Origin of the sequence: Providencia sp. R33, assembly GCF_019343475.1 — a bacterium.
Lineage (GTDB): Bacteria > Pseudomonadota > Gammaproteobacteria > Enterobacterales > Enterobacteriaceae > Providencia.
This window is the reverse complement of the sequence record NZ_CP072453.1, coordinates 1843991-1856433: the sequence shown is the minus strand read 5'-3', so window position 1 is coordinate 1856433 and position 12443 is coordinate 1843991. Positions and strand designations below refer to the sequence as shown.

Here is a 12443-nt window from a genome sequence, read left to right as displayed (position 1 = left end):
CTAATAATTTAATTTGTTAGATATTTTTGTTATAAAAAAAGAGTAAATATGATTGATTATTACTAATGATTATAATTATCATTATTGATCTTAATCTTCTTTCTTGACTCACCTTTTATGAACTTGAAAACACGCAAACTACTTTTGCCATTGGCAATTTCTGCTTCATTGATTTCTCACTACACTTTCGCGGCTGATAACGCGAAAAATGACCAAATCACCGTCACGGGTAACTGGCTTGAAAATACCGAAGACAGCGAAGTGGTATTTAATCATCCCGGTGCGCGAACCGTTAAAACACAACAACAAATTAAAGAAACGGGCAGTGAAACCATTGCGGATGCACTAAAAGGCATTCCTGGTGTTCAAGTGCGTGAAAGTAATGGAACAGGGGGAAGTGATGTTTCCTTAAACGTTGGTGTGCGCGGTTTAACCTCGCGTTTATCGCCACGTTCAACGATCCTACTTGATGGAATGCCGTTGGCAGCAGCGCCTTATGGTCAGCCACAACTTTCCATGTCGCCACTCTCGTTAGGCAGTATTGAATCCATTGATGTTATCCGTGGCGGAGCATCTGTACGTTATGGGCCACAAAACGTAGGTGGAGTGATTAACTTTGTGACCAAGCCAATTCCAAAGGCGTTTGGTGGTGGGGTGGCGGTACAAACCCAAGGGGCGAAAACAGGTGGGTTAAAGACCTTAGTGGATGCCTCATTAGGTGGCTCTAAAGCCGATGACTCAGCGGGTGCGATGATCCTGTATTCCGGTTTACATGGGCAAGGTTACCGCAAAAGTAACGATAATACCGATATTGATGATTTTATGTTGAAAACCCGTTATGCCATTACGGATAACGACGAGCTATTAGCGAATTTTCACTATTATCATGCCATGTCTGGAATGCCTGGCGGGTTAACTCAAGCTCAATATAATGCAGACCCATACCAATCAACGCGGCCATATGACCGTTTTGAGGGGAATCGCCAAGATATGTCATTGAAATATAAGCATGAAGAAGATGACAAACAATTTGAATTAATGACGTGGTTCAGCAAAAGCTATCGTGGTAGTTATATTGAAAGTGACCATAAAGACAAAGCCAACGAAAGGCGTCTGGTTTCTTACCCGCGCCACTATACCGCGTATGCTATTGAGCCAAGTTACTCGCAATTGTTCCGTTTTGATAACATGTCCCATGAAGTGACCGTGGGCTACCGTTATTTAAATGAAACTGCAGATGAAAAAGCCTATCGCTCAAATTGGTACCAAGCTGGCACACAAAACACACGTCCAAGCACCAATGACTACTACCAACACACCTCGGGCGGAACGGAAGCGCATGCGATTTACCTTGATGACACTATTGATGTCGGCAACTGGACTATCATTCCGGGTATTCGCTACGAAAATATCAATATTCACTTAAACGACAGTTTTAAAAATCAAAACCGTAGCAAGCGTTACAGTGAACCACTTCCTGCACTGGCGGTGATTTACCATATTGATGATGAGTGGAAATTATTTGCTAATGCCAGCACCTCATTTGGTAGCTTGCAATACTTCCAATTGAATACAAAAGGGGTTGGCAATTCACCGGCTAACGGGTTAAGTGCAGAAAAAGCCCATAACTATGAAGTGGGCACGAAATACGACAATACGGCGCTCTCTTTAGAAGCGACTTTATTCTATATCGACTTTGACGATCAACTTCTTTATGTTGAAAATACAACGGGTTGGACTAACTTAGGCGCGACGACACACCAAGGTGTTGAGCTAGCGGCAAGGTACAACTTAGCGGATCTCACGGATGCCCTTGATGGTGTTAGCGTGTATAGCACTTATACCTATACTAAGGCAGTCAGCAAGAAAGGGGATTTCGCCCATAAAGACTTACCGTTTTATTCACGCCAAGTGATCACCGCAGGTAGCCGTTATGAAACAGGCAATTGGGTATGGAACTTGAACACCTATGCGCAATCAACACAGGAATCACCAGGGACAACAAGTAATTATGTGACAGAACCAAGTGCAGACGGTCGTTATGGAACGATACCAGGCTATATGGTATGGGATGCGCGAGGGGAATACCACTTTGGTAAAAGTTTGTCTGATTTAACACTGTCAGCTGGTATTAAAAACTTATTTGATCAAACCTATTTCACTCGCTCGACGGATAACAACTATGGGATCTACGTTGGGCAACCGAGAACATATTATGTTCAAGCATCGGTGAAATTTTAATTAAGATAAGGCAGGATGATGATAAGTCGATTTATCAATAAGTATTGCTTATTTGGGTTATTGAGCCTGTTCGGTGCAGCGACGAGTTTCGCTGCACCGATTACAGTGACCGATATTGCGGGGCGGGAAGTTACCGTCAATGCGCCTGTTTCACGAGTGATGCTGGCGGATAGCCGTGTGCTGGTGGCGTTGAATATTTTGCATCCACAAAGCCCATTAAAAGGCATTATTGCTTGGGATGATGCACTTATTAAAAAAGCGCCTGATTTAAGCGCAGCGTACAGTAAAAAGTTTCCTGAATTAAGCAAAATCCCTGTTTTCCCAAACCCTTACACAACCGATTTTAGTGTTGAAAAAGCCTTGGTCGCTCAACCTGATTTATTGATCTTTGATATCGGTTTGCAAAGCAAGTTGACGGAAAGTGGCACACTATCTTTACTGGAAAAAAGCGGTTTACCCGTCATTTTCATTGATTTTCGCCAATACCCGCTGAAAAACACTATGCCGAGTATGACATTATTAGGCCAAGTGTTCGGTGAACCACAACAAGCGGAGGCATTTAACCAGTTTTATCAACAAAGATTGGATTTGATCCGCAGTAAAGTCGCGACACTCGATAAAGGCCAACGCCCGAGTGTGTTTATCGAAAGAGCCGCGGGGATTTCCGGTGAAGATTATTGCTGTAAAACCTTTGGAAATGGTAATTTTGGTGAATTTGTTGAAATAGCAGGAGGAAATAACCTCGGTTCACAGTGGTTCAGCACTGGAATGGGTGGTGAAATTAACGAAGAACAGTTAATTCACAGCAATCCCGACTATTACTTAATGACCGCCGCGGATTGGGATAGCACGCGTAAAGGCAGCTCTTCAGTACCTTTAGGGTATACGGGCGATAAAGCTAAATCGCAGGCAAGGCTAACCAAGCTGATGGAACGCCCTAAACTGCGCTCATTATCAGCGTACCAAAACAAACAGGTTTTAGCGTTATACCAGCAATATTACGATACCCCGTTTAATATTATTGCGGTGGAAGCGATAGCGAAGTTTTTACATCCAAATTTATTTACTGAACTCGACCCACAAGCGGATAGCGATTATCTGCACAAAACCTTTACGGCATTAGAGGGCGATGGTGTGTTCTGGGTTAAAGCGGAGTAAAAACGTGCCTTCTTTATTGGCCTGCTTGAGTGCAAGAGCAGGCCAATATATTTGAAAATATCAGTCTGAATTAATTATGCTTTTTTGACCACAGGTAACATAATTTTAGATGGGTATTTTTGGGAAATATGAATACTGTTACGTGCGACTTTCCATGTTCTATCCCCCGCGATAGTTTCACCTGTATTGGTGTTAAAATCATATTTGGGGAAATTGCTACTGGAAATATCTAACCGAATACGGTGTCCTTTTACAAAACGGTTAGCGCAAGCAAACGGTTTGATTTTAATTTCGACGACTTCATTAGGGGTTAATAAGGTTTTTTGCTCATACCCCTGATGAAAACGGCAACGGAAGATCCCATCAGTAATATTCATTGCATAACCTTGCGGGTAATCTTCACTCGGCGGGTAAACATCAATCAATTTTGCCGTAAAATCAGTATCTAGGGCATCACTACTCACCCACAACGACACTTCAATATCACCAGCCAAACAGATATCTTCTTGTAAAATCTCGGTTTCAAAAACTAAAACATCAGAGCGAGCGGAAAGCGGCAGGTTATTTTGTTGGCTGCCAAAAAAATCAGGCAGTTCACGTTGGTCGAACGCACCACCCCAAAAAATAGGCTGGCCTGATGTTAAGGCGCCACCGATGGTTGGAACAGGGTTTTTAGGGTCATAGCAATAGGATATTGTTGTTTGTTTGGGGCACTCTTCACTCTGGAGAGATTGATTTCCCCAAAGATAAAAAGGAATATTTTCAACATTGGGTAATGGCCACTCTTGATGGTGAACCCATTCACCGCCATGTTCTAAACGCCCCTCAGGATTGCGTTTACCACTACCGCCACCCATCATAAAAAAAGTGATATCTTGTTGCTGTTTTGGTGGATTAAGGCCTTTTAAATGTGTTTCGAACCATGCTAAGCGGCAGGCTAACCAATCTTCACTGACATTGTGGTCAAAGGCGGCAACTTCACCAAATTCAGCATTACCGCTATGGGTAATGTTTCGGTCGCCATGCAACCAAGGGCCCATGATTAATTTTTGTGGTGATTGCTTTGTTGTGGTGAATGCACGGTAGTTATCTAATGTCGAGCTCACATAGGCATCATACCAACTGGACATAAATAATACGGGGATATCGGGGATCTGGTCGTAATAGCCTTCTGCGTAGATACCGATTTTTTTCCAGTAATCGGTAAAACACTCTTCTTCCCATTGCTCGAATAAATAAGACTCATATTCAGGCACATGTTTTAGTAATGTATGCCCTTGGTGCCATGGCATAGCAGCAAACCAGTCGTGGATATTCTCTTGTGATAAAGCCGTTGAAACCGTGGAAGATTGTTGGGCTAGAGGGCTGAGTTTCGCTTGTTTATAGGCCCAAGTAGCTTGCTTAAGTTCAAAGGCTCCTCCTTGGCGAATACCACACTGAAATGCATTAGCAAAACCACCGGAATCTAACACCATGGTAGATAAACCTGGAGGGTTCAAACAGGCCATCGCTAATTGTGTGTGTGCAGCGTAAGATAACCCCATCGAGCCGATTTTTCCGTTACACCAAGGTTGCCCCATAATCCACTGTAATGTATCGAAGCCGTCTTCTGCCTCATTAATATATTTAGTGAATTTACCTTCAGACTCATAACGGCCTCGGCAGTCTTGATAGATAACAATAAAGCCTGCATTGGTGAAACAACGCGCCATCTCCTGACGCGTAATCTGGTGCCCTGCAACTGTCTTTTCAGAACGGGAAGGGGCGGTTTTATCATAAGGTGTGCGTTCAATAATCACGGGGCAAGGTGAGGCCTCTGCTTCCTGTGGAAAATAGACATCCGTTGAAAGGGTTATTCCATCACGCATAACAATGCGGAAATTCTTCATATCCATACGGCTAATATCCTATAGTGACTGCGATAGTCAGTAAGCCAATACCAACAGCCATAAAAATTAAAAATAGTGGGAAAATATATTTTGCCCATGTTGTCCAGCTGACACCTGCGGTGGCTAAAAAGATAAGCAACCCACTGGAGGTAGGAGTGATCATATTGGTCAGCCCATTACCCATTAAGAAAGCGAATACAGTTGTTTGTGGGGAAACGCCTGAAATTTCGCCCACAGGGCCTAAAATGGGCATGGTAACTGCGGCTTGCCCTGAAGTTGAAGGGATAGCGACATCTAGTAATAACTGGGAAATAAACATGCTGTATGAGGAAATATAAGCCCCATGATTGCCAACTAAACCAACCAGTTGGTGAATGATCGTATCGAGAATTTTCCCTTGGGAAAGAATGATTTCAACGGCGGTAGCTAGCCCGATAAGCACGCCCGCAATCAACACTTTTTTCATTCCGCTGACAAATGCATCTGCCGCCGCGCTGGCTGTTAGGCCACTGCAAAAAGTTAAAACCACGCTTAAAAATAAATAATAAGCGGATAAATCATTATTCTTCCAATGCCAGCGATTAGACGCATAGACTAAAAAAGCCACGCCAATGGCTAGCACGATTAACATTAACTTATGACGACTCGTCAGAGCGCTTGAATGGCTATTTTCTTCAACGACATAGCGGGTTAATGTCGTTTTACGGATACTGTAAAAGACGAATAATATCCCTAAGCTGATAAAAATAAAGTAGGCAGCAACACGCATGCTTAAACCGCTGAACACAGGTAGCCCAACCAGCGGCTGAGCGATGGATAAAGCATATGGGTTAGTAATTGATGCGAGGTAACCCACTTTAACGGCGATGGCAACAATCGCAAGGCCGATAAGTTCATTAAGCCCAACACGTTTCATCAACGCTATCACCATAGGGATCACCAAAAGGTACTCTTTGGCTAACCCCATAAAGGTGCTTCCCATGGAGAAAACTATCATCAAAAAAGGGATTAATAAGTAAATATTGCCCCGAGTAACATGCAATAGCCTTTCAAGTCCTGATTCGATTGCCCCAGTCTTATTGAGGATCCCAAACATCCCACCAATAAACAGCACCATATAAATGAGGGGCGACTGCTTAATGATCCCCTCTGGAATGGCTTTAAATAGCTGGATTAAACTGACGGGAGCCGCTTCATTTTCAGCGGGTTTTTCGGTTCCTAAGACTTGCTCAAAGTTCACTTCTTTGGAAATTGTTTGATAGGAGTCAGGAATGACTTTTTTACCGTCGCGTTCATATTGCCCAGACTCAACGAAATACGTCATTAAAAAGGCAATAATCACGATGGTTAACATCACTAAAACGGGGTTCATCTGCCAGCCTGGCGATGAACTTTGCTTAAGGGGTTGTGTTGTTTGCATGGTGCAGTCTCTTTTATTGGTTTAATTATTAGGGATAAAACCGAGTTGCCTCGAGATACGTAGTGCAGACTGAACAAGTTGCTCAGTCATTTCTTTTTCTTTTTCATCAGAAAAACGGCTAAGAGGTAGGCTGATACTAAGTGCGGCAATGCAATCCCCATTTTGCGTAAAAATCGGAGCTGCGATCGCACCAATTCCTGCTGTCAATTCCCCGCGTGTAATGGCAAAGCCTCGAGAATGTATATCTGTGAGTGTTTGGGAAAGAGAAGGGTTTTTTGTCGTAAAATGGGATTGCACATCTAAGGGGGAATAGGCGAGCAGGACTCTTCCTGATGCACCAGAACCGAGAGCACGACGATTACCTGCTTCACTGCGGACTTGCAGTGATTGCCCTGATGGCTTATGTAAAACTTGAAGTACTTCGTCATTATCACGAATACGCAGCTGAATGTTTTCATCGAAGCGTTGACGAAGCTGTTCCGCTTCAATTTCAGCCACTTGGATATAGTCAATTTGTTGACGTGCGCAATTACCTAAGCTTAATAATTGATGTCCTAAATGATAGGTAACAGGACTTTCATTTTTTTGTACAAAATGTCGGTTTTCTAATGTACAGAGTAAGCGGTAAACCTTCGATTTATTCATACCGGATAACCGAGCGAGTTCGCTTAACCCAAGGTTATTTTTTTCACCTAATAACATTAGGATCAAAAGGGCATCATCAACAGCCGTCACAATATTATCTTTCATGCTAACCTCAATCGGTTTATACAGTAAACCACTGGTTTATATAATAAAATTAGCATGGAGAATAACAAAAAATGATTCAAGGGAGTTGTTAATAAATTGTGAGGTGAGTTAGGGTTTTTAAAATGGAATTTGGTAGGTTATGGGACTAATAAAGTAATTATATTCAAATAAAACATATGGTTATTTTTTATTTGAATTAAAGGGCGATTTAATCGTAATTTGATAAAACCAAGGGTGGGTAATGGTCAAATCGCCCCAAAATACCCGTTATCTGGTTCGCCTAGTAAAATTGAGCATGGCACCCGCGATAATCAATGCGACACCAATTAATTGCAAATAGGCATTTTGGCTTTGTAATCCATTAACCATATCTATCACTAAGCTTGATATCATTTGGCCGCAAATGGCTAATACAGACGTTAACATCACCCCTAACAATGGCAAAACATAACTATTGATGACGACAAAAAATGCGCCAATTATCCCGCCAACAAAGGCAATTAACGGAATATCGTTAAGGTTAAATTGATATTGGTTTAGGGCTAATACCATGATCGTTAAAAATAAAAAGCCAATTACATGGTTAATTAGAGCGCTATAGAACGCATTGTGGTGCTGAGCGAGTTTGCCGTTGAGTGTTCGACTCGTCACGATGCACACACCATTGAATAACGCGATGAAAATATAGAGTGTCATTTTGATTATTTCCCAATAATTAACAAGCTACTACCACTAATTAATAACACACACATTAGAAGATCCTGCTGCGTAATTTTGCGCTTTGCCACACCAAACCAGCCAAAAGCATCCACCAATAAACTGAACAATATTTGCCCTGTGATCATTAAAATAATGCTGCCAGAGAGTGAAAGCGGGCTATTCACCGTAATTGCAGCAAGCAATACCGTAAAACCACCCGGGATCCCCCCGAGGTACCATAATATTTTCCCTTTTGTTATAGGAGTTTTGGGTTTCTGTTTTTTTACGTAAAACAGATAGATGATCAATGAAAATACTGAGCCAATAGCATGAGTGATCCATGAGGCAGTTAATGGCGTAGTAAAAAGTGATAAATAGCTATTTGCCATAATCATTAATGATAATAAAACGCCTGACGCTAGTGCCATTAATGACAAAATATACTTATTATTCATGATGATAAATCTTATAAAATTAATTTGTGTTTCTATGACGATAAGGTATTCTGTTTTTAGTTCTGCATCAAGAAAACACACTGTTTGCCTTTAGTTGACAATAAATGGATTTATCAATGGATAATATGAATGCATTCCCTATTTTAATTGCTGTGGCAGATGCTTTAAGCCTGACAAAAGCGGCAAATTCGTTGAACATGACCAAATCAGGAATTAGCAAGGCTATCAAAGAGGTTGAGGATGCATTAGGAATTAAATTGTTTCACCGCACCACCCGAACGGTGAGCTTAACGGAGGCAGGGGAAGCCTACATCGGCTATATTCGCCAGTCATACCAATTAGCCATAATGGCGAAGGATGTCGCATCACAATTTAGCAATAAAATAACGGGAACATTGCGAATTTCTGCACCGATGTCGTTTGGCACATTGCACCTCGCGAAAATGCTTCCTGCATTTATGCAGTTATACCCTGAACTTAATGTTGAACTGTTTTTTGATGATAAGGTGACGGATTTGATTGCTGATGGATATGATATCGCTGTACGTATTGGCGAACTACCTGATTCTTCCCTTGTTGCGCGTAAATTATCCCCTTGTACCAGCGGCTTATATGCATCAAAAGGCTATTTAGCGCGGTTTGGTACGCCAAACAAAGTGGCGGATTTACGTGACCACAATTGCTTGTCTTATTCATTTTATCAAGCAGGGCAAGAATGGGTGTTTTACCAAAAAGGTAAAAAATTTAGCCATATACCGAAAGGTTCATTTCGGGTAAACAATAGCCAAGCTTTAATTCAAGCCGTGAAAGCCGATATTGGGATAGCCCTGTTGCCGCATTTTATTACGGTTATTGATGATAATGAGTTGATTCCACTGCTAACGAATTACCAATTACCCGACCATAATATTTACGCAGTCTACCCCGAAAAAGAGTATTTACCCCGTAAAATCAATGTGTTTATTGATTTTTTACAGGCTCAGTTTGCAGAGGGTAGTGAATACCAGCAGCGAATTAAAAGTTAAACTGATGGAAAGTGAGTATTCATTGATTCTCTGCCCATGTATTGCTATTAATGGGCAAACAAATATTGGCTTTATTCGCGATAGGTAAAATAAATGAAACTTGCACTCGTTGGTTCAGGAAAAATAATTATGATGGCGCTTGATGCGCTAAAAACAATGCAAGGCATTGAATTAGTTGCAATATGCGTTAGGCCAGAAAGTGTCGAAAAAGGTGAAATACTGCGCCAGCAATTTGGTATTACTAAACTTTATACAGATTACCATGCCTTATTGCAGGATGACGGCATTGACACGGTTTATATCGGGCTGCCGAACCATTTACACTATCAGTATACAGAGCAAGCGCTGATGGCGGATAAGCATGTAATTTGTGAAAAGCCGTTTACGCCGCACTGGGAACAACTGCAAGAATTAATTTTATTATCACAGAAAAAACAACGCTTTTTATTTGAAGCGATTACCTCAATTCATACGCCAGAATTTGCGGTTATAAAACAAAATATCGGCAAAATAGGTGAAATAAAAGCCATTCAAGGCAATTATTCACAATATTCAAGCCGCTATAATGATTACTTGCAAGGGCGCATTCATGGCGCATTTGACCCAAAACAAGCAGGTGGGGCGCTGTATGATATTAATCTCTATAACATTTATTTATTAGCTGCATTAATGGGAAAACCAGATAGTAGCCAGTATATTTGCAATAAAGGGTTTAATGGCATTGATACGTCGGGGATATTCACTGCGCAGTATGCGACGGCAACAGCGTCTTGCGTGGGGGCAAAAGACTCCGCTAGTCCCGGTTTTTTCATTATTCAAGGAACAAAAGGGTATATTCAAGTTCAGGGAGCACCGAGCCTTTGCTTGAAAGTGGAAGTATGTATCAGTGGCGAAACATCAACAGTGATCCGCGATGAGTCTATCAACCATATGATTTATGAATTTGCTTATTTTCGTGATCAAATTGCCTCGCAAAATCGTCATCAAAGTGATGAATTATTGGCATTAGCATTAACGGTGTCTAAAGTGCTTACCCAATCGCGGGAAAATGTTGGGCTAGTGTTTGAATCATGAGTAAAAAATTGGCAGCTTAATGAAAAAAAGCTGCCAATCTTATCTGAAGACTAAAATGAATACAGTGAGCTCAAGGACTCACCTAGTTTTCTCGCCAACTCAGATGATGCATACCTGTCCATTACCACTTCAATATAAGCCGCATTATCAGAAGATTGCGCCGTGTTAATCGCAGCATCAAGTTCGTCACAACTGCTGACTCGCTGGCAATACCAATCTTCGCAACCTAATGCTTTAGGTAGTTGAGCATAATTCCATTGCGGTAAATTGTTGTAATAGGCTTCAGGATCTTTGCAAAGTATCCTCTCGATTAAATAGCCATCATTATTCAGCACAAAAATAATTGGTTTTAAATTAAAACGGGCAAATTGGCAGATCTCTTGTGCAGTCAGTTGATGTGAACCTTCTCCAGTGACCAGAATGACACGTCGATTAGGGGCTGCTAAGGCGGCGCCAAACGCGGCGGGTGTTGCCCAACCAATAGATCCCCATAAGGTTTGGTTATGAAACTGGGCATTTTTAGGCAGTAAAGCAAAACCTAAGCCCATTGATGCAGTACCTGTTTCAGCGATGATAATATCGTCCTCACGAAACAGGCCTTCAAGACGAGGATAAAGGTATTCGGCAGTAATTTTACCTTGCGCGTTTTGAATGGGTAAGCCTAACCCTTGGACTTGGATCCCTTTGTGGTTTAGTGCAGGAGCAAGTTTATTTAACTGGATAAGCACGTCTTTCATATAGACTTGCGGGTAAACTGCGGAGCCGATAAGAACGTGGTCTGATAGGATATTAATACGGTCTTCACTGCTTATTTTTGCGGTAAAACTACCCGAATTAAAGTCAGTTAATACCGCGCCAATGCCGATTAAACAGTCACAACTTTCAACAAATTTGGCGACTTTAGGGTTCATTAAGTGCCCATTATATAGCCCAATATAGGTTGGGTTGGATTCACTTAAAGTACCCTTGTCCATAAACATGGTAGTGTAAGGTAAACCTGTTTTATCAATCAAAGTTTGAACTTGCGATTTAAGGCCTAAACGCGCCGTTAATGCCCCAGGAACAAAGCACGCTTGAGTTGATGAGCTTAATTTCTCTAAGATAGCGCTTACAGCCGCAGATAATGATTCACTATTACTTTTAGGAATAACTGGCTTGTCAGTTTTTTTATCTGCTATAACGGGCATAATTGCATAATCAGAAGGAAAGCCGAAATAAACTGGGCGGCATTCTTGTAAGGCCGTTGCGATTAAGCGCTCCGTTTCCATAATGCAATTTTCAGGCGTGAAAATGGCGTGAGCACAGCTTAAATGCTGGCTCATTTGATAAAATACATTAAAATCGCCATTGCCCAATGTGTGGTGAACTAGTCGATGGTTTTTTTGCACACCACTGGCAGGCATGCCAACTAAATGAAAAATAGGCAAGTGTTCGGCATAAGCCCCCGCAATTCCATTTAAAGCACTTAATTCACCAACTCCAAATGTGGTGGAAAGTGCGGCTGCGCCTTTGATGCGAGCGTAGCCATCAGCGGCATAGGATGCATTGAGTTCATTGCAATTACCAATCCAGCGCATTGACTTATTTTCGCAGACAGCGTCTTCAATTGGGAAAGCGTAATCTCCTGCAACGCCAAAAACATCGTCGATACCGATTTCTTGTAGACGGCTCAAAACATATTCAATGACGGTCAAGTTCATTATATTGACTCCTATAAATCATATTAGATGAT

The 12443-nt window shown here is 41.7% G+C and carries 10 protein-coding genes; 4 read left to right on the top strand and 6 right to left on the bottom strand.

Going from position 1 to position 12443, the window contains the following annotated elements; translation table 11 throughout:
* Positions 1–117 precede the first annotated feature (117 nt).
* On the top strand, positions 118–2241 hold the full coding sequence (locus tag J6836_RS08705) for a TonB-dependent receptor family protein (RefSeq protein WP_219248553.1): 2124 nt from the start codon (positions 118–120) through the stop codon (positions 2239–2241).
* Between the two features lie 15 nt (positions 2242–2256).
* Complete coding sequence (locus J6836_RS08700) at positions 2257–3399, top strand: ABC transporter substrate-binding protein (RefSeq protein ID WP_219248551.1); 1143 nt, start codon at positions 2257–2259, stop codon at positions 3397–3399.
* 74 nt (positions 3400–3473) lie between these two features.
* Here J6836_RS08700 and J6836_RS08695 read toward each other — a convergent pair whose 3' ends face one another.
* The 5 genes from J6836_RS08695 to J6836_RS08675 form a co-directional block, all read right to left on the bottom strand.
* Positions 3474–5294: a CocE/NonD family hydrolase gene (locus J6836_RS08695; protein ID WP_219248549.1), complete on the bottom strand. Its 1821-nt coding sequence runs from the start codon at positions 5292–5294 to the stop codon at positions 3474–3476.
* 4 nt (positions 5295–5298) lie between these two features.
* On the bottom strand, positions 5299–6708 hold the full coding sequence (locus tag J6836_RS08690) for a YfcC family protein (RefSeq protein WP_255586362.1): 1410 nt from the start codon (positions 6706–6708) through the stop codon (positions 5299–5301).
* Between the two features lie 21 nt (positions 6709–6729).
* Complete coding sequence (locus tag J6836_RS08685; protein WP_219248548.1) at positions 6730–7458, bottom strand: IclR family transcriptional regulator; 729 nt, start codon at positions 7456–7458, stop codon at positions 6730–6732.
* Positions 7459–7725: 267 nt separating this feature from the next.
* Entirely contained in the window at positions 7726–8154 is a 429-nt protein-coding gene (locus J6836_RS08680; protein ID WP_219248546.1) for a DMT family transporter, read from the bottom strand.
* Positions 8155–8159: 5 nt separating this feature from the next.
* A complete protein-coding gene (locus J6836_RS08675; RefSeq protein ID WP_219248544.1) occupies positions 8160–8612 on the bottom strand; it encodes a DMT family transporter in 453 nt (150 codons plus the stop codon).
* 116 nt (positions 8613–8728) lie between these two features.
* Between J6836_RS08675 and J6836_RS08670 the strand changes: the two genes are divergently transcribed.
* Together J6836_RS08670 and J6836_RS08665 are read left to right on the top strand one after the other, a co-directional pair.
* On the top strand, positions 8729–9637 hold the full coding sequence (locus J6836_RS08670; RefSeq protein ID WP_219248542.1) for a LysR family transcriptional regulator: 909 nt from the start codon (positions 8729–8731) through the stop codon (positions 9635–9637).
* Between the two features lie 93 nt (positions 9638–9730).
* Positions 9731–10711, top strand: a complete 981-nt coding sequence (locus J6836_RS08665) for a Gfo/Idh/MocA family protein (protein ID WP_219248540.1) — start codon at positions 9731–9733, stop codon at positions 10709–10711.
* A 50-nt stretch (positions 10712–10761) separates the two neighbouring features.
* Here the strand turns inward: J6836_RS08665 and J6836_RS08660 are convergent, their stop codons facing one another.
* On the bottom strand, positions 10762–12411 hold the full coding sequence (locus tag J6836_RS08660) for an alpha-keto acid decarboxylase family protein (RefSeq protein ID WP_219248538.1): 1650 nt from the start codon (positions 12409–12411) through the stop codon (positions 10762–10764).
* Positions 12412–12443: the final 32 nt, after the last annotated feature.